The 21,751-nt window shown below is 58.4% G+C and carries 21 protein-coding genes; 8 read left to right on the top strand and 13 right to left on the bottom strand.

All coding sequences use genetic code 11. The features are described from left to right. Positions 1 to 264 precede the first annotated feature (264 nt). The 3 genes from AC4ANE_RS07455 (at position 265) to AC4ANE_RS07465 (ending at position 2,196) form a co-directional block, all read left to right on the top strand. A complete protein-coding gene (locus AC4ANE_RS07455) occupies positions 265 to 546 on the top strand; it encodes a type B 50S ribosomal protein L31 (protein WP_002554875.1) in 282 nt (93 codons plus the stop codon). A 151-nt stretch (positions 547 to 697) separates the two neighbouring features. Next, positions 698 to 1,789, top strand: a complete 1,092-nt coding sequence (gene ddlA, locus AC4ANE_RS07460; protein WP_002554874.1) for a D-alanine--D-alanine ligase — start codon at positions 698 to 700, stop codon at positions 1,787 to 1,789. Beyond that, positions 1,786 to 2,196: an NUDIX hydrolase gene (locus tag AC4ANE_RS07465; RefSeq protein ID WP_002554873.1), complete on the top strand. Its 411-nt coding sequence runs from the start codon at positions 1,786 to 1,788 to the stop codon at positions 2,194 to 2,196. The genes ddlA and AC4ANE_RS07465 overlap by 4 nt, the downstream gene beginning before the upstream one ends. Positions 2,197 to 2,234: 38 nt before the next feature. Here AC4ANE_RS07465 and metR read toward each other — a convergent pair whose 3' ends face one another. Next, entirely contained in the window at positions 2,235 to 3,152 is a 918-nt protein-coding gene (gene metR / locus AC4ANE_RS07470; RefSeq protein ID WP_002554872.1) for a transcriptional regulator MetR, read from the bottom strand. Positions 3,153 to 3,258: 106 nt separating this feature from the next. Here metR and AC4ANE_RS07475 point away from each other — a divergent pair, with 106 nt between their 5' ends. The 3 genes from AC4ANE_RS07475 to AC4ANE_RS07485 all read left to right on the top strand — a co-directional run bounded on the left by AC4ANE_RS07475 (position 3,259) and on the right by AC4ANE_RS07485 (position 5,838). Next, a complete protein-coding gene (locus AC4ANE_RS07475; protein WP_005732226.1) occupies positions 3,259 to 3,993 on the top strand; it encodes a 5-methyltetrahydropteroyltriglutamate--homocysteine methyltransferase in 735 nt (244 codons plus the stop codon). Between the two features lie 123 nt (positions 3,994 to 4,116). Further along, a complete protein-coding gene (locus AC4ANE_RS07480) occupies positions 4,117 to 5,109 on the top strand; it encodes an alpha/beta fold hydrolase (protein ID WP_080164866.1) in 993 nt (330 codons plus the stop codon). Positions 5,110 to 5,190: 81 nt separating this feature from the next. Next, positions 5,191 to 5,838, top strand: a complete 648-nt coding sequence (locus AC4ANE_RS07485; RefSeq protein ID WP_002554869.1) for a DsbA family oxidoreductase — start codon at positions 5,191 to 5,193, stop codon at positions 5,836 to 5,838. Positions 5,839 to 5,969: 131 nt separating this feature from the next. Here AC4ANE_RS07485 and aauR read toward each other — a convergent pair whose 3' ends face one another. The 10 genes from aauR to AC4ANE_RS07535 form a co-directional block, all read right to left on the bottom strand. Then, positions 5,970 to 7,298: a two-component response regulator AauR gene (aauR, locus tag AC4ANE_RS07490; protein WP_002554868.1), complete on the bottom strand. Its 1,329-nt coding sequence runs from the start codon at positions 7,296 to 7,298 to the stop codon at positions 5,970 to 5,972. Between the two features lie 10 nt (positions 7,299 to 7,308). Next, entirely contained in the window at positions 7,309 to 9,240 is a 1,932-nt protein-coding gene (aauS, locus tag AC4ANE_RS07495; RefSeq protein WP_002554867.1) for a two-component sensor histidine kinase AauS, read from the bottom strand. A 55-nt stretch (positions 9,241 to 9,295) separates the two neighbouring features. Further along, the gene (locus AC4ANE_RS07500; protein WP_002554866.1) at positions 9,296 to 10,030 is read right to left on the bottom strand and encodes an amino acid ABC transporter ATP-binding protein; all 735 of its coding nucleotides are present in this window, start codon (positions 10,028 to 10,030) and stop codon (positions 9,296 to 9,298) included. Further along, a complete protein-coding gene (locus AC4ANE_RS07505; protein ID WP_170947361.1) occupies positions 10,027 to 10,695 on the bottom strand; it encodes an amino acid ABC transporter permease in 669 nt (222 codons plus the stop codon). Before AC4ANE_RS07505 ends, AC4ANE_RS07500 begins: the two co-directional genes overlap by 4 nt. Further along, positions 10,692 to 11,438: an amino acid ABC transporter permease gene (locus AC4ANE_RS07510; protein ID WP_002554864.1), complete on the bottom strand. Its 747-nt coding sequence runs from the start codon at positions 11,436 to 11,438 to the stop codon at positions 10,692 to 10,694. Before AC4ANE_RS07510 ends, AC4ANE_RS07505 begins: the two co-directional genes overlap by 4 nt. 130 nt (positions 11,439 to 11,568) lie before the next feature. Beyond that, positions 11,569 to 12,483, bottom strand: a complete 915-nt coding sequence (locus tag AC4ANE_RS07515) for a glutamate/aspartate ABC transporter substrate-binding protein (protein WP_002554863.1) — start codon at positions 12,481 to 12,483, stop codon at positions 11,569 to 11,571. Between the two features lie 347 nt (positions 12,484 to 12,830). After that, positions 12,831 to 14,369, bottom strand: coding sequence for a glycerol-3-phosphate dehydrogenase (glpD, locus tag AC4ANE_RS07520; RefSeq protein ID WP_002554862.1), 1,539 nt, complete (start codon positions 14,367 to 14,369; stop codon positions 12,831 to 12,833). A 440-nt stretch (positions 14,370 to 14,809) separates the two neighbouring features. Next, positions 14,810 to 15,565 carry a DeoR/GlpR family transcriptional regulator gene (locus tag AC4ANE_RS07525; protein ID WP_031596991.1) on the bottom strand — a complete coding sequence of 252 codons (756 nt, stop codon included), beginning with the start codon at positions 15,563 to 15,565 and terminating at the stop codon, positions 14,810 to 14,812. Positions 15,566 to 15,664: 99 nt separating this feature from the next. Continuing rightward, positions 15,665 to 17,170, bottom strand: coding sequence for a glycerol kinase GlpK (gene glpK / locus AC4ANE_RS07530; protein WP_002554859.1), 1,506 nt, complete (start codon positions 17,168 to 17,170; stop codon positions 15,665 to 15,667). Between the two features lie 60 nt (positions 17,171 to 17,230). After that, positions 17,231 to 18,088 (bottom strand): MIP/aquaporin family protein, encoded by an 858-nt coding sequence (locus AC4ANE_RS07535; protein WP_002554858.1) that lies wholly within the window; start codon positions 18,086 to 18,088, stop codon positions 17,231 to 17,233. A gap of 340 nt (positions 18,089 to 18,428) precedes the next feature. Here AC4ANE_RS07535 and ybaK point away from each other — a divergent pair, with 340 nt between their 5' ends. Then, positions 18,429 to 18,899, top strand: coding sequence for a Cys-tRNA(Pro) deacylase (gene ybaK / locus AC4ANE_RS07540; RefSeq protein WP_002554857.1), 471 nt, complete (start codon positions 18,429 to 18,431; stop codon positions 18,897 to 18,899). A gap of 8 nt (positions 18,900 to 18,907) precedes the next feature. Here the strand turns inward: ybaK and AC4ANE_RS07545 are convergent, their stop codons facing one another. After that, the gene (locus AC4ANE_RS07545) at positions 18,908 to 19,981 is read right to left on the bottom strand and encodes an ABC transporter ATP-binding protein (protein WP_002554856.1); all 1,074 of its coding nucleotides are present in this window, start codon (positions 19,979 to 19,981) and stop codon (positions 18,908 to 18,910) included. Continuing rightward, positions 19,978 to 20,898 carry an ornithine carbamoyltransferase gene (argF, locus tag AC4ANE_RS07550; RefSeq protein WP_002554855.1) on the bottom strand — a complete coding sequence of 307 codons (921 nt, stop codon included), beginning with the start codon at positions 20,896 to 20,898 and terminating at the stop codon, positions 19,978 to 19,980. The genes AC4ANE_RS07545 and argF overlap by 4 nt, the downstream gene beginning before the upstream one ends. Before the next feature lie 450 nt (positions 20,899 to 21,348). On the opposite strand from argF, the gene AC4ANE_RS07555 reads away from it, so the two are divergent. Further along, a complete protein-coding gene (locus AC4ANE_RS07555; RefSeq protein ID WP_002554854.1) occupies positions 21,349 to 21,642 on the top strand; it encodes a hypothetical protein in 294 nt (97 codons plus the stop codon). Positions 21,643 to 21,751: the final 109 nt, after the last annotated feature.

The following is a 21,751-nucleotide window of genomic DNA, read 5'->3' on the forward strand; positions in this document are numbered from 1 at the left end:
AAAGATCGGCCACAGAGGCTCAGGTTCCAGGCCAGCGACCAGTGACGTTCGGCGGCGCGGCAGGGTGCCGTTAATTCGGCCCGATTGCAAAAGCACGCTATTACAGAATGTCTCTGGCGCGCTGGTTCTGGCGGTTGCAGGACGACAGCTGCTGCACGCGCGCGTTCGATCAAGCTCGCCAATGATAGCAATCAACAGCAATCATTCTCATCTTCTGTTATGTTACTGTATAACGATTGCAGTCAACTCACCGGAGAGCTAACCATGAAACCCGACATCCATCCCGCTTACCGTACTGTGCTGTTCCACGACACCGCTGCCGACGTCTACTTCCTGATCGGCTCGACCGTAGACACAGACCGTACGCAGCAGCACACCGACGGCAACACCTATCCTTATGTCGCGCTAGACGTGTCCAGCGCCTCGCACCCGATGTATACCGGGCAGCAGCGCAAGACCACCAACGAGGGCCGGATCGCGGGTTTCAACAAGCGTTTCGCCACCTTCGGCTCTGGCGGCAAGAAAGAAACCGCAGCGGCTCAATGAGCTGTCTGACCTCCCGGTGATGGGCATTTCGCATGGATTGCCCACCACCGGGTTTTTTTTGCCTGAATTCCAGGCGTATGGCCAATCATCTGCTGGACTAACAGCCAACATTGCTTTTATCTTCGCGGCCTGAAAAACAGGAGTAACCGCTTTGAAAAAGTCAGTCGCCATCGTTTTCGGTGGGCAATCCAGCGAGCATGAGGTTTCGTTGCAGTCGGCACGCAACGTGATCAATGCGATTGATCGTGAACGCTATACGCTGACCCTGATCGGCGTCGACAAGCTGGGCCGCTGGTTGCGCTTCGACGAGGGCGACTACCTGCTCAATGCCAATGATCCTGCGCGGATCAAACTGAGCGCATCCGGCAAGCAGTTGTCGCTGTTGCCTGGCAGCACTGGTGGCCAGTTTGTCGAGGTCGAGACAGGCAAGCCACTGGCAGCCATTGACGTGGTATTTCCGCTGATCCACGGCGCGTTTGGTGAGGACGGTGCGTTGCAAGGCGTGCTGCGCATGCTGGCCGTTCCGTTTGTCGGCGCTGACGTACTCGCCTCGGCGGCGTGTATGGACAAAGACGTGACCAAGCGTCTGCTGCGCGATGCAGGCATTGCTGTCGCGCCGTTCATGGTGCTCAGCCGTGCGGAAACCCTGTCGTTCGCCGATGCAGCCACGCAATTGGGCCTGCCGATGTTCGTCAAGCCGGCCAATCAAGGCTCGTCGGTGGGCGTCAGCAAAGTGTCTGACGAGGCTGGCTTCGTGGCTGCGCTGGCATTGGGTTTCGAATTTGACCACAAGCTGCTGATCGAGCAGGGCATCGTCGGCCGGGAAGTGGAGTGCGCGGTACTGGGTAACTTCGATGCGCAGGTCAGTGTCTGTGGCGAAGTGATTGCCAACGACGAGTTCTACGCCTACGACACCAAGTACCTGAATGGTGATCAGGCGCGCATCGCGATACCCGCCGAGTTTCCTGCCGATCTGAGTGATCAGGTGCGTGAAGTCGCGTTGCAGGCTTACAAGGTGCTGGGTTGCGCAGGGCTTTCGCGGGTCGATTTCTTCGTTACCGACACGCGTGACATCATCATCAATGAGGTCAACACGCTGCCTGGCTTCACTTCCATCAGCATGTACCCCAAGCTCTGGCAGGCCAGCGGTCTGACCTACGCCGAACTGATCCATCGCCTGATCGTGCTGGCCCTTGAGCGCGCTGATCAGGCACGTTTGCTGAAAACGGAAATCTTTGCATGAAGATAATCCGCATCGCGGCGGCGCTGCTGATCGGCACAGACGGCCGGACCCTGCTGGTGCGCAAGCGCGGCACTCAGGCATTCATGCAACCGGGCGGCAAGATCGAACCTGGCGAACCGGCACCGCGGGCGCTGGCCAGGGAGCTTGAAGAAGAACTCGGGCTGATCATCGATCCGCAGCAGGCGCTGTTTCTCGGCGAGTTCGTTGCACCGGCTGCCAATGAGCCGGGTTTTGAGGTGTGTTGTCAGCTTTACGAGGTCAGAACTGATGCCCAGGTTCTGCCCGCCGCCGAGATCGAAGAAGTGCTCTGGGTCGGCGCAGACAGTCTTGCGGATGTGCATCTGGCTCCGCTGACACGCGACCTGATCCTGCCGTTGTACCGCCAGCGGCAAACCCGAGCGAACTGAACCCGTGTCGTCCTGTGCCTTGGCGCAGGACTATACTGTCAGCGAACCACGCTAACCCCGTCCAGCGTCGAAAACGAGGTGTCCTTGGCGGTCAGCAGGAAATCGCGCATGTACGGTGCGTCGAGCATGTCGGCGCGAATACCGGCATACAGCGTTGCGAACAGCCCTTTCTCACCCAGGCGCTTGGCCTTCACATAACCGCGTGAGCTGTATTCATGCAGCGCCCAGTGCGGCATCCCACAGACCCCGCGTCCGCTGGCGACCAGTTGCATCATCATCACCGTCAATTCCGAGGTTCGTACCTGTGCAGGCTCGATATCGGCGGGCTCCAGAAAACGGGTAAAGATGTCCAGTCGGTCGCGCTCCACCGGGTAGGTGATCAGCGTTTCGCTGAGCAGGTCTTCTGGAACAATGTACGGCCGGCCCGCCAGCGCGTGTTGATTGGCCACCGCCAGCATCGCTTCATAGGTGAACAGCGGCACGTAGGTGATGCCGGGCAATTCCAGCGGGTCGGACGTCACCACCAAGTCCAGGTCACCACGCGCCAGCGCGGGCAATGGTGCAAACGAGAAGCCGGAAGACAGGTCCAGTTCGACCTCGGGCCAGGCATCGCGGAACTGGTCGATGGTCGGCATCAGCCATTGAAAACAGCTGTGGCATTCGATTGCCATGTGCAGCCTTCCCGCGGTGCCGCCTGCCAGACGGGCGATGTCACGCTCGGCACTGCGCAGTTGCGGCAGCATGGAATCGGCCAATTGCAGCAGGCGCAGACCGGCGCTGGTAAACCGTACCGGTTTGGTCTTGCGCACAAACAGCGGCATGCCCATGCGCTCTTCCAGTTCCTTGAACTGATGGGACAGCGCCGACTGCGTCAGATGCAGGCGTTCGGCGGCCTCCACAAGGCTGTCGGCCTCGCGCAGGGCGTGCAGGGTTTTGAGGTGGCGTATTTCAAGCACCGTCAGTGCTCCATGAGCAGTATTTGTGATCAACACGAAAAAAATGAGTTTGTCTCATGTTGTGTCAGCTGTCGACAATAGACCCATCTTTTATGGAGGACGCATCGTGGCCCTGACTCAACACCCTGACTATTTTCACATTGGCGCAGACCGTGAATTGCAGCACGCTCTGCAGGCTTTCTGGAAACAGGATCAGGGTGTTGCGACAACTGACGCCGAACTGCGCAGCTGGTTGATGGCGCGTTACCCGCAGCAGGTGCCACACCTGAAACGCGACCAGCGTTTTCAGCCTGATTGGGCACCGCTGCTGGCGAGCGTCGCTGAAGCGTGCGAGCAAGGCCGCAAGCCCGCATTGATCGGTCCTCTGACACTGCTCTGGCTAAGTGACGTTCAGGGTGACCAGGTAGATCGGCTCGACCTGCTGGAGCATCTGCTGCCGGTGTATGGCGAGATCTTCGGGCGTCTGGCGGCGCGCGGTGTCGAGTGGATTCAGATCGACGAACCGATCCTGGCGCTCGACCTGCCGCTGGCATGGAGCAACGCCTTCGAACGTGCCTATCACATTCTTCAGTATTCGCCGTTGAAGAAGCTCATTGGTCTTTATCACGGTGACCTGCGGCCCAACCTGGGTATCGCGGCCTTGTTGCCGGTTGCAGGGTTGCATCTGGACAGCGTGACCGAACCGGAGCTGCTGGCTCCGGTGTTTGATCGTCTGCCGGTTTACAAGGTCCTGTCCTTGGGCGAGTGCGACACGCATTCGGGCTGGCACCAGGAGTCACTCCTCGAAGCGCGCGCCCGTTTTGGAAAAAACCTGATGGTGGCGGATCAGTTCGCCGCGTAACGCAACACCCGATTAACGACCGCTCAGCGCCATTCATCAAACTGTCACGCAAGTGTGGCAGCGCGCTTGGGGAAACATCATCAGACTCGCGGCCTACTGGGGATCTGTTTTTTGGTGTTTTTCATGCGGGTTTTAATTTTTCTGGCCGCGCTTCTGTGCGGCTTGCCGTCTTTTGCGGCCGATCGTTGTGATGTCGATGTTCCTGTACAGCATGCTGACCTTAAAGAGGTACGAATTGCCTATCAAAGCATCGGCAGTGAGTCCGACCCTGCCTTGCTGTTGGTAATGGGCCTTGGCGGGCAGTTGATTCATTGGCCGGACGAGGTTGTGGTTGCGCTGTGTCAGCAGGGCTACCGGGTGATTCGCTACGACAATCGCGACGTCGGTCTGTCTACCTGGGTGCAACAGCCAGCCGAGGCCAACCTGACCTTTGAAGTGCTGCGCTACAAGCTGGGCCTGCCGGTCTCTGCGCCGTATTCGCTGACCGATATGGCCGATGATGCCTTGGGCCTGATGGACGCCTTGCAGATTCGCCAGTTTCACGTTCTTGGCGCGAGCATGGGCGGCATGATTGCCCAGCACCTGGCCGATCTGGCCCCGTCGCGGGTCGAAAGCCTGACGCTGATCATGACCAGCTCCGGTGCGCAGGGCTTGCCTATGCCCAGTGCGGCGTTGATGCAACTGCTGGCGCGGCGCGGCGCACCCAACCGGGAAATGGCCATCGAGCAGCAGGCCGATCTGCTTGCAGCGCTGGGCAGCCCGCAGGTCAAGGATGATCGCCAGCAATTGCTGCATCAGGCTGCGGTGTCCTACGACCGGGCCTTCAATCCCGAGGGCGTCAAGCGTCAGATCATGGCGATTCTGGCCGAGCCGAGCCGGGTGGAGTTGCTGAACCGTCTGCGCCTGCCGGTGCTGGTCGTGCATGGCACGGCTGATCCATTGTTGCCGGTCATGCATGGTGTGCATGTGGCCGCGCACATTCAGGGCAGCCAGTTGCGCCTGATTCCGGGGCTGGCTCACCGTTTTCAGGAAGCCTTCAAGGCACCGTTGCTCGGGGCTGTGCTGCCGTACCTGAAAGCCCAGCATGAAGACGGTCGCAGCCTTGCCCAACTGTAAAGCCTGCCCGGTTGTCAGGCACTGACAGAGGTGTATCGTATGGCCCTTGCTTATTGAATCTGCTGACTGAAAAGGGCCGACATGACGACTGCACTGAAGATCGATTTCATCTCCGATGTTTCCTGCCCCTGGTGTGTCATCGGCCTGCGCGCGCTGGATCAGGCGCTGGAGGCGCTGGGGGATGAAGTGCAAGCGCACATCCACTTCCAGCCTTTCGAGTTGAACCCGAACATGCCTGCCGAAGGGCAGGACATCAAAGAGCACATCGCCGAAAAATATGGCTCTACGCCAGAACAGATCGAAAGCATTCACGAGACGATTCGTGAGCGCGGTGCCGAGCTGGGCTTCACCTTTGCCAAGGGCGAGCGACGTATCTACAACACGTTCGATGCTCATCGCCTGTTACACTGGGCCGAACAACAAGGCAAGCAGTACGCATTGAAGCAGGCGCTGTTCGAAGCCTATTTCAGTGACCTGAAAGATCCGTCCAGCCATCAGACCCTGGCAGACGTAGCGCAGAAGGTCGGCCTGGACCGTTTGCGTGCTCAGGCCATCCTCGACAGCGGCGAGTACACCGCAGAGGTCCGCGAAGCCGAGCAACTCTGGACATCCCGCGGTATCACCTCCGTGCCGACCATGGTCTTCAACGACCAGTACGCGGTATCGGGCGGGCAGCCGGTTGAAGTGTTCGTCAGCGCGATCCGGCAGATGCTCAGCGAGTCGAAGTAAGGTACTGCCTGTGCAGGGTCGGTGTCGTGCGGACGCCTATCGTTCCGCACGCTCCAGCGTGGGAATGCAGTGGGTGACGCTCTGCGTCACAGATATGCGCGATACCGCACACTCAAGATTGGACACAGTGCTCAAAGCCCGTATTTCTTGACCTTGTCGAACAAGGTGGTCTTGGCCATGCCCAGTTCCTGACTGGCCTGGCTGAGGTTGCCGCCGCTGCGTTGCAGGGCCTCGCTGAGCAGGGATCGTTCGAAGGCCTCAACCGCTTCGGCAAACCCCAGGCTTTGATTTTCACTGACCGTGCCTGCCTGTTTGAACGCCGGCAGACCCAAGGCAAACCGCTCGGCTACGTTGCGCAGCTCCCTCACGTTACCCGGCCAGTCGTGGCTCATCAGGCTTGAACTGGTCTGTCTGTCCAGCGTCGGCGGCTCACGGTCGAAGCGCAATGACGACAACTGCAGGAAGTGTTCGAACAGTTGCAGAATGTCTTCGCGGCGCTCACGCAATGGCGGCAGCTCCAGCGTGACGACGTTCAGACGGTAATACAGGTCGCTGCGGAACTGACTGGTCTTGCTCAGTGCATTGAGGTCGGATTTGGTCGCCGCAATGACCCGGCAATCCACTGCAACACTTTGGTTCGAACCAAGCCGCTCCAGAGTTCGTTCCTGGAGGACGCGCAACAGTTTGATCTGCAGGTTGACCGGCATGCTTTCCACTTCATCGAGAAACAGCGTGCCATTGTGGGCGTGTTCGATCTTGCCGATGCGCCGCTTGCCCGCGCCGGTAAATGCATTGGCTTCGTGACCGAAAATTTCCGACTCGAACAGGCTTTCTGCCAGCCCGCCGCAATTGAGTGCCACGAACTGACTGTCCTTGCGTCGGCTGAAGTCGTGCAGGCAGCGCGCGACTAGCTCCTTGCCGGTGCCGGTCTCGCCTTCGATCAGCACATTGGCCGACGTATCGGCGACGTTGGTAATCAATGCGCGCAGGTTTTGCATGGCGGGGGAGCGGCCGATGATCCGGCCTTCCAGCGAATCGCGTTCGGCAAGTTGCTTGCGCAACGCCCAGACTTCACGGGCCAGCCCGCGCTGCTCCAGCGCGCGCCGGGTGACGTCGACCAGACGCTCGGGAGAAAAGGGTTTCTCCATGAAATCGTAAGCACCATCGCGCATTGCGTTGACGGCCATGGTGATGTCGCCGTGGCCGGTGATCAGCACCACCGGCAGGCTGCTGTCACGCGCCTTGAGGCGGCTCAATAATTCCAGCCCGTCGATACCCGGCAAACGAATGTCGCTGATGACGATACCGGCAAAATTGTCACCGATGCGCTTGAGGGCGTCTTCGGCGCTTGATACGCCTTCGCTGGCAATGTCTTCCAGCGCCAGCGCCTGCTGGCAGCCGAGCAACACATGCGGGTCGTCTTCGACGATCAGCACGGTCAGGTCGCTGTTGATGCTCATGGGTGTCGTCTCATGTCAGTCCACCTGGGCCGGGGCCGCTCGGGCGATTGTCGGTCGGGGCATCGGGGACAAATGGCAGGCTCAGGAAAAATGTTGTGCCGCCGTCACCTGGGTGCTCTGCGCTCAGGCTGCCCCCGGCTGCGGCGGCGAGGCTCGCCGACAGGGTCAGGCCCAGTCCCAGGCCTTGTTCGCCGGGTTTGGTGGTGAAGAAAGGTTCGAACAGGTGCTTGCGGGTTTTGGTATCGATGCCGTGCCCGTTATCACGTACCCGCAAGCGATAACGCCCGTCTTCAATTGACCCGGTGAGCCACAACTCGGGCGCTGGCTGGTTGAACATGGCGTCCAGCGCATTGCCGATCAGATTGACCAGGATCTGTTCCAGGCGGGTCTGGTCGATGCTCAGGGTGGCGTCGACGAAGTCTCGGTGTAACGTCAGGCCAGACTGCTCCAGGCGTACGCCCAGCAACTGCGCCGCCGCCTCGACGGCCTTGCTCAGTTGCGCCTGGCCCTGATCGTCGCCGCGTCGGGCGAATGCGCGCAGGCTGGCGGTAATGCGGCCCATGCGGTCGACCAGATCATTGATGGTGCGCAGGTTGGCACTGGCGGTGTCCAGCGCGCCTCGCTCAAGAAAACGCACGGTATTGCCGGACAAGGTGCGCAATGCCGCCAGAGGCTGGTTCAATTCATGAGCGATGCTGGTCGACATCTGGCCGATGGCCGCCAGCTTGCCAGCTTGCACCAACTCGTCCTGGGCTCTGCGCAGGGTGTCTTCAGCCTGTCTTCGTTCGCGAATCTGCGCCTTGAGGCGTTCGTTGCTGGCTCGCAGGTGTTCGGTACGCTCGGCGATCTTGCGTTCCAGCTCATTGTTCGCAGCCTGCAGCGCCTCTCTGGCCGCCAGTCGGGTCGAGATCACCTTGCGCCGCTCGTTCCAGGCAATCAGCAGAAAGGTCACTAGCGCGCAGGCCACAGCTACCAGCATGCCCTGATTGGCCGCTTCACGGCGTAGGTCTTCCAGTGGAGTAAGCAGCGTCAGGTGCCAGGCGGTATCGCTCAGCGGACGGCTCTGGGCCAGATAACTGACCTGCTTGTGTTCCCGATCGACACTGACGTTGGCCGGGAAAACAAGCTTTTCGACGCCTTCGGAGAGGGTTTCCCGCTCCAGTGGCACCAGTTCGTTAAGCGGCCACCAGTAATATTGCAGGCTACGGGCCAGGCGTTCCTTGACCTGCGGGGTGAGCGGTCGTACTGACTTCAGGCGCCGAGCCGGGTCGCTCGAGAGGATGATGATGCCGTTCTCGTCGCTGACAAACGCCTCCAGGCGCGCACGCTGCCAGCGTTCTTCCAGTGCTTCAAGGCGTACTTTGATCACGGCGACGCCGATGATCCGGCCTTTGTCTTCCAACCCGTGGGCCAGGTAGTAACCCGATTCGCCCGTGGTGGTGCCAATCCCGTAAAAACGGCCGGGCAGGCCGCGCACGGCGTCCTGAAAGTAGGCGCGGAAGGACAGGTCTTCACCCTGATAACTGTCGGAATCACGCCAGTTGCTGGTGGCCAGCACCCGACCGGTGGTGTCCATCACATAAATGGCACGGCTGCGGCTGCGTCGATTCATCCCTTCCAGATAGCGGTTGACCTGCTGCTGAAGCTCGGGACTCGGTTCGTTGAGCAACTGCGACACGCTGGATTCAAGCTCCAGCACGCTGGGTAAATAGGTGTATTTGCTGATTTCACTCTCGACCGTGCGGGCATGCAGCTCCAGCTGGCGCTCACCGGTCTCGCGCAGGCTCTTGATACCGCTGTGTTCGCTGATCAGGTAGGCGATATAGCCCAGTCCGATCATCAGCATGAGGATCAGTGGCGGTAAAAACAGTTGGCGTATCAGACGAGGTTTCACGGCGAGTGATGGCGGCGCGGCGCGATACAGAGTGGGGTCGCATTTTATCACAGTCGTCCTGAGCCGAACAGCTGCCCGCGAATGCGCGGGCAGCCGGCATTACCTAGTGCTGGAGAATCTTGGCGAGAAATTGCTGAGCGCGTTCCGAACGTGCGCTGACGTCACCGAAAAACTCTTCTTTTTCGCAGTCTTCGACAATCTGTCCCTTGTCCATGAAAATCACCCGATTGGCGACCTTGCGAGCGAAGCCCATTTCGTGGGTCACGCACATCATGGTCATGCCTTCGTGCGCCAGTTGCACCATCACGTCGAGCACTTCGTTGACCATTTCGGGGTCCAGCGCAGACGTCGGTTCGTCAAACAGCATGACCACCGGGTCCATCGCCAGGGCGCGAGCGATGGCAACACGCTGTTGCTGACCACCGGAAAGCTGCCCGGGATGCTTGTGCGCATGCTCGGACAGGCCGACGCGGTCCAGCAGTTTCAGGCCTTTTTCGGTCGCTTCGGCCTTGCTGCGACCCAGTACCTTGATCTGCGCGATGGTCAGGTTTTCGACAATGCTCAGGTGCGGGAACAGTTCGAAGTGCTGAAACACCATGCCGACCCGCGAGCGCAGTTTTGGCAGATTGGTCTTCGAGTCGGAAATCGATGTGCCGTCGACGACAATGTCGCCTTTTTGAAACGGTTCCAGCGCATTCACGCATTTGATCAGGGTCGACTTGCCGGAACCGGAGGGCCCGCACACCACAACCACTTCACCTTTGCTGACCTCGGTGCTGCAATCGGTCAGCACCTGAAAGTCGCCATACCATTTGTTGACGTTTTTGATGGAAATCATACGGCAAACCTTTTTTGCAGACGCTTCACCAGCAGCGAGGCGGCAAAGCTGATCGTGAAATACACCAGACCGGCAATGATCAGGAACTCGTTGGCGCGCCCGATAATGTCGCCACTGGAGCGCGATGCATTGAGAAAGTCCACAAGGCCCACGGTGTACACCAGAGAGGTGTCCTGGAACAGAATGATGCTCTGTTGCAGCAACAGCGGCGTCATCTTGCGAAACGCCTGGGGCAGGATGATCAGTCGCATCATCTGCGAGTAATTCATGCCCAGCGCCTGGGCTGCGCCCATCTGTCCTTTGGAAATCGACTGCACGCCGGCACGGACGATTTCGCAAAAGTACGCGGCTTCGAACATCATGAAGGCCACGACACAGGAAGCGAAGGCCCCGATGGGCGTGTCTTCACCGGTAATCCAGCGCAACACGAATGGCACTGCGAGGTAGAACCAGGTGATCACCAGCAGCAGCGGGATCGAACGGAAGTAGTTCACGTAAGCGCCAGCCACATTGGCCAGCAGCTTGTTTGATGACAGGCGCATCAACGCCAGCAAAGTGCCAAGCACCAGGCCGCCGACAACACCCATTGCCATCAGCTTGAGGGTCATGACCATGCCGTTCCACAGGCCGGGAATGGCCGGAACGATTCCAGTGAAGTCCATTATTTGCCCCCCAGCGAGATGAGTCCGGGTACAGCGACTTTCTTCTCGATCATGCGCATCAGCAGCATCAGGCTCATGTTCAGCGTGAAGTAGATGAGGGTGGCGAGCGTAAAGGCTTCAAACAGGTTGGCGGAAAACTCGGCGGTCTGTTTGGTCTGCGCGAGCAGCTCCATGAGGCCGATCAGCGATGCTACCGACGAGTTCTTGAACACGTTCAGGAATTCGGAAGTGAGCGGCGGAATGATGAGCCGGTAAGCCTGTGGCAACAGCACGTTCCAGTAGATCTGCGGCAGCTTGAAGCCCATTGCACGCGCGGCCGATTCCTGGCCCTTTGGCAGTGCTTCAATGCCGGTACGCACCTGTTCGCAGACCCGTGCAGCGGTAAACAGACCCAGGCAGACCACCACGCTCAGGAACGCGGAGGTAGTCGGGTTGAGGTCCTGCTTGTACCACTCCTGCAGGTTTTCCGGCAGCAGGTCGGGCACCAGAAAGTACCAGATGAACAGCTGTACCAGCAGTGGCACATTACGGAAAATTTCCACGTATACCGTGGCAATACCCGATACCAGACGGCTTGGTACGGTGCGCATGACGCCCAGTACCGAACCCAGTATCAGGGCAATGATCCAGGCAACGACAGCAATGGCGATGGTCCAGCCCAGGCCGGATATGAACCAGTCCAGATAGGTCTCGCTGCCGACGCCGGTGGACTTGAAGAACACGCCCCAGTCCCAGTTGTAATTCATCAGGGTCTCCCCCTATTTTTCTATTTATATCGAGATGTACGCACTGTCGGACTTCGAGAGTGAGGAGCCGGTCCCGAACAGGTTTTGCCTGCTCGGGATGCGATCAGTTCAGGCTGGCTGAACCGGTTGCTCAGGCTTTCTTGTCTTCTGCGGCCTTGTCGGTCGGGTTCTGAATCAGTTCCTTGAGCTTGTCGCTCATCGGGAAATTCAGATTCAGCCCTTTAGGCGGGACGGGGGACATGAACCACTTGCTGTAGATGGCGTTGATATCGCCAGACTTGTAGGTGGCAATAATGGCGTCATCCACTGCCTTCTTGAACGGGGCATCGCCCTTGCGGACCATGCAGCCGTAGATTTCGTAGGATTGCGCAGTACCGGTCACTGCCCAGTCATCCGGCTTCTTGGCCTTGGCCATCTCGCCGGCCAGCAGCGCGTCGTCCATCATGAATGCGACCGCACGGCCAGACTCAAGCATCTGGAAGGATTCGCCGTGGTCCTTGGCCGAGATCACGTTCATGCCCATCTGCTTGTCGGCGTTCATCGCCTTGAGGATGCGCTCGGACGTTGTGCCCGCGGTGGTCACTACGTTCTTGCCTTTCAGGTCATCGAAGTCCTTGTAGCTGGAGTCTTTTTTCGACAGCAGGCGCGTGCCGACTTCGAAGATGCCGATGGAGAAGTCGACCTGCTGCTGACGCTCGACATTGTTGGTGGTCGAACCACATTCAACGTCGACGGTGCCGTTCTGAACCAGCGGAATACGGGTCTGAGACGTTACCAGGTTGTACTTGACCTTGAGGTCAGGCATGTCGAGGTCTTTCTTGATGGCTTCGACGATTTTCAGCTGGATGTCATGCGAGTAGCCCATCGGTACGCCAGAAGCGTCTGCGATGTAGGAAAACGGAATGGACGCGTCACGGTGGCCCAGCGTGATGGTGCCGGATTCCTTGATTTTCTTCAGGGTGCCGGTAAGTTCGGCGGCGAAAACCGGGGTGCTGATCAGAGCGGCAGTGATTGTTACGCCCAACAGGTGGGGAACGATGCGCATTGATGAATCCTTGATTTCATTTTTATTGATGGGGCCGCAATGGGAGGCAGCCCGCTTCTTGGCGAATGCTTCAACGGCGTCCTGATCCAGACACACGCCCTGTCGAAACGCTCGGTTCAGAGTGTATAGCATGAATCGTGCCAAGCAGCTTGAATCAATCAAGGCTATGAATTTAAAAGATTTTATTCGTGATTGAACGCGACGCCCGGAATCGAAGCGTCCGGGAAGCCGAATCAGGCAGAGCGAAATGTTCGGAAAACCGAATGCAACCGGGTATTCAGGGGAGGGCGGTGCAGAGGAACAAACCTGTTCGCCGCGCGATGGGCGAACAGGTGGTATGCGAGCTATCAGGCAGCCTCGATAGCGGCCTTGTTGCGCACAACGGTTTCCAGATAGCTGCGCACAGCGGCCTGTTCTTCAGGCGTGGTGAACAAGCCAAGCTTGGTACGGCGCCACAGGATGTCTTCGATGCTGGTAGCCCATTCCTGGTCGCACAGGTAATCGACCTCTCGGGTGTACAGACCTGCACCCAGATGCTGGCCGAGGTCTTCCAGACCCTGCGCGCCTTCCAGCAAACGCCAGCTGCGGCTGCCGTAGGTAATCGCCCAGCGTTTGGCGATAGGCGCGGGCAGCCAACTGAAGCGGCGAGTCATTTCTGCTGCCAGGGCTTCTGGCGTGGTCATGTCTTCGCCGCCTGGCAGTGCTGCCTTGGCCGTCCAGCTCGGTTTCATCTGCTTGAAGAACGGTGCCAATTGCGTCATCGCCGATTCGGCCAGTTTGCGGTAGGTGGTCAGCTTGCCGCCGAACACCGACAGAATTGGCGCCTCGTCCGCGCCGCCTGACAACGAAAGCGTGTAATCACGGGTAATGGCAGACGGATTATCGGACTCGTCGTTGCACAGCGGGCGCACGCCAGAGAATGTGTGGAGCACGTCTGCGCGACTCAACTGTTTCTTGAAGTGGTCGTTGGCCACTTTCAGCACGTAATCCATCTCGCCTTCGGTGATGTCCACCTTGTTCGGATCGCCCTGATACTCACGGTCGGTGGTGCCGACGATGGTGAAGTGCTCCAGGTACGGAATCGTGAACACGATGCGCTTGTCTTCGTTCTGCAGAATGAACGCGTGCTCACCCTCGTACAGTTTCGGCACGATCAGGTGGCTGCCTTGAATCAGGCGGATGCCGTAAGCCGAATCGAGCTTGAGGTCTTCACGGATGAACTTGGCCACCCACGGGCCTGCCGCATTGACCAATGCCTTGGCGTGGATCGAGAACAGGCTGCCGTCGCTGCGCTCAAGATGCAGGTGCCACATGCCCTTGATACGGCGGGCGCTGACACAGCGAGTCTGAGTATGAATGTGCGCGCCGTTTTCACGCGCGGCCATGGCGTTGAGCACCACCAGACGAGCGTCGTCGACCCAGCAATCGGAGTATTCGAAGCCACGGGTGATGCTCGAGTTGAGCGGGCTGTCCGCACCAAAACGAATGGTTTTCGAAGCGGGCAGCTTTTCGCGCTTGCCGAGGTTGTCATACAGGAACATGCCGGCACGAATCATCCACGCTGGACGCAGGTGCGGGCGGTGAGGCAAGACAAAACGCATGGGTTTGACGATGTGCGGCGCTTTGGCAAGCAGCACTTCGCGCTCTGCGAGCGCCTCGCGGACCAGACGGAATTCGTAGTGCTCAAGATAGCGCAGGCCGCCATGAATCAGCTTGCTGCTGGCCGAGGACGTGTGGCTGGCCAGGTCGTCCTTCTCGCAAAGAAAAACCGACAGGCCGCGACCGGAGGCATCCGCCGCAATACCGACACCATTGATGCCACCGCCAATAACGGCGATGTCGTAAACCTCGGAGAGGGGTTGGGTTGGCACGGTAGTGTGGGGCATTGGTGGCCTCCTGGACAATTCGTGAGCAAAGCTCGAAAGGCGAATCTGAACATTAATGTTCACTTTCGAAAATAATAGCTCAATAAAATTGCCCTTGCCAGCACGTATCGATTGAAAATACTGATGGTGGAGTCAGGAAAAGAACAAAAATGAACATTGTAGGGCGGGATGTTATGCGCGGGATGATCGTATTTTCTGATGCTTTTCGTTCTGCACGTGCCAGCCTAGACACCTCTCGTGTCTCAGGCTCCAGCGGGAATGCAGATCGCGACGCTCTGGCCGCACGAGGACGCAGAGCGTCCAGAAAGGCATGCGACGCGGAGCGTCGCACGATATTCGGCGCTCTGCGTTACACATCTGCGCCGTGCCTCATATTCAGGATAGGGCGCAGAGTGTCCAGAACGGCATGTGTAATCGCGGAAACCACTCGTTCCTGACAATCACACTACTTCCAGACGAATTTTGTGCTGATTCAGCAACTGCTGCAGCGCGGGCACAGGGGGCTGGTCGGTTACCAGGCAGTCGATGAGGGTGATTGGCCCCAAGCGGACCATCGCATTACGCCCGAACTTGCTGGAGTCAGCCGCCAGCAGCACTTTGCGTGCGTTGGCGATGATCGCCTGGGAAACCCGTACTTCCTGATAATCGAAATCCAGCAGGCTGCCGTCTTCATCAATACCGCTGATGCCGACCAGCGCGAAGTCCACCTTGAACTGGGTAATGAAGTCGATACTTCCCTGGCCCACGACGCCGCCGTCACGACGCACATTGCCGCCAGCTATCAGGACCTCGAAATCATCCTTGGTACTGAGGATCGATGCCACATGCAGGTTATTGGTGATGATTTTCAGGTTGTTGTGGTTGAGCAGGGCGCGTGCGATGGATTCGGTGGTGGTGCCGATATTGATGAACAACGAGGCGTTGTCCGGGATCTGCGAGGCGATGGCCTCGGCGATCCGTTGTTTTTCGTCGCGCATCTGATCCGCACGCATGGCGTAGGCGGTGTTTTCGATGCTGGAGTCATAGGCCGCGCCGCCGTGGTAGCGACGCAGCAGATTCATTTCCGCCAGTTGATTGATATCACGGCGGATGGTTTGTGGGGTCACGACGAACAGCGTCGCCATTTCCTCAATGCTGACGTAACCACGGTCACGGACCAGTTCGAGGATCTGTTGTTGGCGGGGAGGCAGGTTCATTGTTTTTCCTTGAGCGCCCTCTGCAAATGGCGCCCATCATGCCGCAGGCAAGTGTGACCTGTCAGCCGGAATCCTGTCCCCTCCGCACAACAGCGGGTATCACTCTTCGTTTTCGTGCGGTTCCCAGTCACGGGTGCGCGCGACAGCTTTTTGCCAGCCCGCGTAGAGTTTCTCGCGGTGGGCCTCTTCGCAGGAAGGTTCGAACACGCGCTCGATCACCGCCTTGTTGCGCAACTCGTCCAGGCTGCTCCAGAACCCGATCGCCAGACCGGCCAGGAACGCGGCGCCCAAGGCTGTTGTTTCACGCATTTGCGGGCGTTCGACGTGGGTGCCGAGAATGTCCGCCTGGAACTGCATCAGGAAGTTGTTGGCTACCGCACCGCCATCTACACGCAGTGACTTGAGGCGTTCGCCGGAGTCCTGCTGCATCGCATCAAGTACGTCGCGGGTCTGATAAGCGATGGATTCCAGCGCTGCACGGATGATGTGATCAACCTTCACGCCACGGGTCAGGCCGAACAGTGCGCCTCGTGCATACGGGTCCCAGTAGGGCGCACCCAGACCGGTGAACGCGGGCACCAGATACACGCCGTTGCTGTCCTTTACCTTGCTGGCAAAGTATTCGGTGTCCAGCGCGTCGTTGATGAGTTTGAGTTCGTCGCGCAGCCACTGCACGGTCGAGCCACCGTTGAACACGGCACCTTCCAGTGCGTAAGCCACTTCACCGCGAGGCCCGCAGCCAATGGTAGTCAGCATGCCATGCGCCGATTTCACCGCTTTCTTGCCGGTGTTCATCAGCAGGAAGCAGCCGGTGCCGTAGGTGTTCTTGGCCTGGCCGGGTTCGACACACATTTGGCCGAACAGCGCCGCCTGTTGGTCGCCTGCGATACCGGCAATCGGGATGCCGCTCTTACTGTGGCCGTAGACCTCGGAGGAGCCTTTGACTTCTGGCAGGATCTCACGCGGGATATCCAGCACATCGAGCATGCGCTGATCCCATTCCAGCGTATGGATGTTGAACAGCATGGTCCGCGAGGCGTTGGTGTAGTCGGTGACGTGAACCTTGCCGCCGGTGAATTTCCAGATCAGCCAGGTATCGATGGTGCCGAACATCAGCTCGCCTTTGCGGGCGCGCTCGCGGCTGCCTTCGACGTTGTCCAGAATCCACTTGACCTTGGAGCCGGAGAAGTACGGGTCAATCACCAGACCTGTGGTGTCCTTGATGTACTCCTCAAGACCGTCGCGCTTGAGCTGCTGGCAGATCTCGGTGCTGCGGCGGCACTGCCAGACGATTGCGTTGTAGATCGGGCGGCCGGTGTCGCGCTCCCAGATGACCGTGGTTTCACGCTGGTTGGTGATACCGATGGCGGCGATCTGGTTATGGTGCAGATCAGCCTGCGCCAGCGCCTTGGTCATGCACGCAGTCTGAGTGGCGAAGATTTCCATCGGGTCATGCTCTACCCAGCCTGCCTGCGGATAGTGCTGTACGAATTCGCTTTGGGCAGTGCTCACCACGTTGGCATCGCGGTCGAAAATAATGGCGCGCGAGCTGGTGGTGCCCTGGTCAAGAGCAATGATGTAGTTCTTGTTCTGTGTGTCAGTCATGTCGATTGCCTTGCATTGTTGGGTGGGATTCAGTTGGGTGAGATTCAAATTGAGTGAAATTCAAGATGAAGCCTGAACTTTGCCGCGAACCACTGGAGCATTTTTTTCGTTTTCAACAGGATCGGCGCTCGGCAGATGACGCGCAATCAGCGCGCGATAGCCAGCAGCACCAAGGCAGGCACCCAGGATGGACGCAAAAATCGGAACCAGGAAATAAGGAATGTCACGACCACCGGTGAAGGCTATTTCACCCCAGCCAGCGAAGAACGTCATCAGCTTTGGACCGAAGTCGCGCGCCGGGTTCATGGCAAAACCGGTCAGCGGGCCCATCGAGCTGCCGATCACGGCCACCAGCAGGCCTATCAGCAAGGGTGCCAGCGGGCCGCGCGGCAAACCGTTGCTGTCATCACCCAGAGCCATGATGACGCCCATCAGAATAGTGGTGATGACCACTTCGACCAGAAATGCCTGCCCCACGGAAATGGCAGGGTTTGGATAGGTCGAGAACACCGACGCCAGTTCAAGGCTCTGTTCGCTGCCGCGAATGATGTGGTGCGCATGTTCGAAGTCGAAAAAAAGACTGATGTACAACAGGTATACCAAGCCAGCTCCGCAGAACGCGCCTGCGATTTGCGCCGAGATATAAAAAGGCAATTTGCGTTTTTCGAAACCGGCAAACAGACTCAGCGCGATGCTGACGGCCGGGTTGAGGTGGGCACCTGAAATACCGGCGCTGAGGTAGATCCCCATGCTGACGGCCATGCCCCAGATGATGCAGATTTCCCACAAGCCGAAAGTGGCTCCCGCGACCTTGAGCGCAGCAACGCATCCTGTGCCGAAAAAAATCATCAGGGCTGTGCCAAGAAATTCAGCTACACATTGCCCGGTGAGTGTCGGTTGTTTTAGTGCGATGGTCATGGATACCTCATTTTTGTTTTTGTCTCGGCACCCTGAGACAGGCGTGGGTGCTCGTTATTCGTGCGTATCAGAAAAACCCCATTTCTGATCGCTGGTGCGAGTTATACCGAAAAACCGCTTTCGATAATATTCGTAAACGAAAAAATATAGACAAGAAACAACGCTGTCAAAGGTCGGAACCGAACGGTCATGGAGTGGATACGAGCCCGCACAGCCGCTTTATACCGGGATTTTATGGCTGTTACCAAAAAGCCATCAGTGTTGCAGGTGGCGTGAATCAAGGCATGTTCACTTTACTTGGCTTAAAGTGGCAGGCAGTCGGAAGCCTAAGGAGCGTTGCATGACCCCTGCACTGGATTTACTGAAAAAACTTCGCGCCGAACATCGTATCCACAGTTACGAACACGATCCCAAAGCAGCGTCATATGGGCTGGAAGCAGCGGAAAAGCTGGGGCTGGAGCCCGCGCGGGTTTTCAAGACATTGTTGGCCAGTACCGAAAAGGGCGAGTTACTGGTCGCCGTAGTGCCGGTCGTCGGAACGCTTGATCTGAAGGCTCTGGCACAGGCCGCCGGGGCGAAAAAAACCGAAATGGCTGACCCCGCGGCGGCGCAGCGCTCAACGGGCTACCTGTTGGGTGGCATCAGCCCACTGGGCCAGAAGAAGCGCCTGCGTACGTTCATTGACGGCACAGCGCAGGGTTTTGAGAGTATTTACGTCAGCGCCGGGAGGAGGGGGCTGGAGGTTGAGCTTTCGGCAGCCGTGCTGGCCGAGCATACGCAGGCTCGGTTCGCACCGATTGGCAGGGAATAAGCTGGGGCTCAGTGATTGACCGTATGCGCCGCGACGCTGCCTGGCGCTGCAAACAGCACCAGATGGTCAGCTGCCACCCGAATACCGACTTCCTCGCCCTGGCTGTGATCGGCATGACTGGGGAAAATGGCTTCAAGTTGGCTGCCGGTAGACAGCTGCAGGCGATACAGCGTCGATGCGCCCTGAAATGTTCGACCGATTACCCGCGCTTTCAGGTCGCTTTGCGGCGCGTAGACGATATCGTCAGGTCGCAGCAAGACATCCACGGCGCTGCCGCTGACGCCCGGATATGCCCGGTTGCCACGCAGAACACCCAGTTCGGTGCGCACCGATTCGGGGTCTATCATCTGCCCGCGAATGAAATACCCCTGTCCAATGAAGCTGGCAACAAAGGGTGTGCGAGGTTCGTGATACAGGTTGTAAGGCGTATCCCACTGCTCCAGGCGACCCTCCTTGAATACGCCGACATGATCGCTGACCGCAAAAGCCTCTTCCTGATCATGGGTCACCAGAATGGCACTGGTGCCACGCGCCTTGAGAATATCGCGCACCTCATGGCTCAGACGTCTACGCAACTCGCCATCCAGGTTGGAGAAGGGTTCATCGAGCAACAACAGTTGTGGCTCCGGTGCCAGCGCCCTGGCCAGGGCCACTCGTTGCTGCTGCCCACCGGACAACTCGTGAGGGTAGCGTTTGCCCAGGGCGCCGAGGTTGACCAGTTCAAGCAACTCGGCGACTACCTGATCCAGCCGCGGGTGGTTGCGAATGCCGAATGCGATGTTCTCGGCGACGCTCAGGTGCGGGAACAGCGCGTAATCCTGAAACACCATGCCGATGCGACGCTTCTCCGGTGCCAGAGTCCAGCCCGGACGGGAAATGACTTCGCCCGCCAGGGTTATCTCCCCTGCATGTATCGGCTCGAAACCGGCAATCGCACGCAGTGTGGTGGTCTTGCCGCAGCCCGATGATCCCAGCAGGCAGCCGATATCGCCCGCGTTAAGGTGCAGATTCAACTCCTGCACCACGCGCTGATTCTGATAGCCGCACGCCAGATTGCGCAGGTTCAGCAGCAAATGGCTCATGCGCGCTGGTGAGACGGCGCGACGAGAAACTCCAGCAACGCTTTCTGTGCGTGCAGGCGATTCTCTGCCTGATCCCATGCGACCGAACGCGAATCATCCAGCAGATCTACACTGATTTCTTCGCCACGGTGGGCAGGCAGACAGTGCATGAACAGTACGTCCTTGTCGGCCAGGTCGAGCAAGGCGCGCGTTACCTGAAACGGTGCGAACAACGCCATGCGCCGAGCGGTTTCCTCTTCCTGACCCATGGAGGTCCACACGTCGGTGCTGACCAGGTGTGCACCGGCGACTGCTGCTTTCGGGTCGCGAACAATGGTCACTCGCTCACCTGCCAGCGCCAGGAACTCGGGGTTCGGCTCGTAACCGGCAGGGCAGGCCACGCGCAACTGGAAGTCGAACTGAATGGCCGCTTCTATATAGCTATTGCACATGTTGTTGCCATCGCCGATCCAGGCGACGGTCTTGCCTTTGATCGAGCCGCGATGCTCCAGAAAGGTTTGCATGTCGGCCAGCAACTGGCATGGGTGCAGGTCATCCGACAGACCATTGATAACCGGAACGCGGGAATTGGCGGCGAATTCGGTCAGATTACTGTGCGCGTAGGTACGGATCATTACCGCATCGAGCATGCGTGACATCACTTTTGCGCTGTCGGCAATTGGCTCGCCACGGCCCAATTGGGTGTCGCGATGGGACAAAAAGATGGCCTGGCCACCCAACTGAATCATCCCTGCTTCAAAAGAAAGACGGGTACGTGTCGAGGATTTCTCGAAAATCATCCCCAATACCCGGTTCTTCAGCGGCTCAAAAAGCTCACCGCGATTTCGCAGGTCTTTGAGCTCTACGCCACGACGGATCAAGCCCAGGAGTTCATCTGGGGTGTAATCCATCATCGAGAGAAAGTGCCTGGCGTTCATGATTAACTACCTTTTTTGCAACAGACCGCAGGTTATCAAAGCCGGTTTTTATCGGGAAAACGGGCGAGACCTGCGGCGGAAGCCGCACGAGGCGACGAATAAGAAAGGCGCGATAGTATAAAAAAATGTCGCGTCTTACCAATAGCATGCTGTTTTCTGAAACACCTATGTCACTGGCGCTCCCTTTCAGGGGGCACTGTTATTCTTTGTTGACGAGTTAAAAACTGGCTAAGCTGATGAGGCCAATAGCCATCTCTGCTTTTTCCGAAGGCAGCATTTGTACACTGCTCAAATAGCGCTTGGCAATTAGTACCAATCCTGCAACAGTCCGGGTTTGCGCGGGTGCGCTGAATGCGACCCGCTTCACGGGCTGGAAACAAGGACCGTTTCTTTAATGCCGGGCGTAGGTTATAAATCGTTGCCGATACATTACTGATCGAGGGGTGGGGAATGGACTCAAAAGAGCGTCAACTAACGGAGTTACTCGGGCTGACCGCCCGCACGCTTACCCATCTGACCGCCTCAATGACCTCGATGTCCTTTGAGTTGCTGCGCAGCGAGGACGAAGTCACGCGTAATGCGGGGCGGCGCATGATTGATCGCATGGCGACCATCAGCTCAGGGCTCGACGAGCATTGGCGCCTGATCGGTGACCTGACCGGTGTTCACCTGGCTCAGGAGCAGGTCGAAACCGTCACTGAAATCCAGCTGCAGCGCAAGGTCGTCACGCCTATCGGCGGCTGATACGGTCTACTCATCGGCGCGCCTGATGCTCCCCGATTCACATGACAAACGTCAGTGGCGCGGGGTATTGGTAGCGGCCATAGTGCTTGTCAGGCAATCAACCGGATTG

This window comes from Pseudomonas sp. Pme6b (assembly GCF_058129925.1).

Excerpts from the sequence above, each read along its gene's own strand:
- AC4ANE_RS07455 (WP_002554875.1), top strand. The coding sequence starts at position 265 with ATGAAACCCGACATCCATCCCGCTTACCGTACTGTGCTGTTCCACGAC.
- AC4ANE_RS07465 (WP_002554873.1), top strand. The coding sequence starts at position 1,786 with ATGAAGATAATCCGCATCGCGGCGGCGCTGCTGATCGGCACAGACGGC.
- AC4ANE_RS07480 (WP_080164866.1), top strand. The coding sequence starts at position 4,117 with ATGCGGGTTTTAATTTTTCTGGCCGCGCTTCTGTGCGGCTTGCCGTCT.
- AC4ANE_RS07485 (WP_002554869.1), top strand. The coding sequence starts at position 5,191 with ATGACGACTGCACTGAAGATCGATTTCATCTCCGATGTTTCCTGCCCC.
- aauR (WP_002554868.1), bottom strand. The coding sequence starts at position 7,298 with ATGAGCATCAACAGCGACCTGACCGTGCTGATCGTCGAAGACGACCCG.
- AC4ANE_RS07500 (WP_002554866.1), bottom strand. The coding sequence starts at position 10,030 with ATGATTTCCATCAAAAACGTCAACAAATGGTATGGCGACTTTCAGGTG.
- AC4ANE_RS07510 (WP_002554864.1), bottom strand. The coding sequence starts at position 11,438 with ATGAATTACAACTGGGACTGGGGCGTGTTCTTCAAGTCCACCGGCGTC.
- AC4ANE_RS07515 (WP_002554863.1), bottom strand. The coding sequence starts at position 12,483 with ATGCGCATCGTTCCCCACCTGTTGGGCGTAACAATCACTGCCGCTCTG.
- glpD (WP_002554862.1), bottom strand. The coding sequence starts at position 14,369 with ATGCCCCACACTACCGTGCCAACCCAACCCCTCTCCGAGGTTTACGAC.
- AC4ANE_RS07525 (WP_031596991.1), bottom strand. The coding sequence starts at position 15,565 with ATGAACCTGCCTCCCCGCCAACAACAGATCCTCGAACTGGTCCGTGAC.
- glpK (WP_002554859.1), bottom strand. The coding sequence starts at position 17,170 with ATGACTGACACACAGAACAAGAACTACATCATTGCTCTTGACCAGGGC.
- AC4ANE_RS07535 (WP_002554858.1), bottom strand. The coding sequence starts at position 18,088 with ATGACCATCGCACTAAAACAACCGACACTCACCGGGCAATGTGTAGCT.
- ybaK (WP_002554857.1), top strand. The coding sequence starts at position 18,429 with ATGACCCCTGCACTGGATTTACTGAAAAAACTTCGCGCCGAACATCGT.
- AC4ANE_RS07545 (WP_002554856.1), bottom strand. The coding sequence starts at position 19,981 with ATGAGCCATTTGCTGCTGAACCTGCGCAATCTGGCGTGCGGCTATCAG.
- argF (WP_002554855.1), bottom strand. The coding sequence starts at position 20,898 with ATGAACGCCAGGCACTTTCTCTCGATGATGGATTACACCCCAGATGAA.
- AC4ANE_RS07555 (WP_002554854.1), top strand. The coding sequence starts at position 21,349 with ATGGACTCAAAAGAGCGTCAACTAACGGAGTTACTCGGGCTGACCGCC.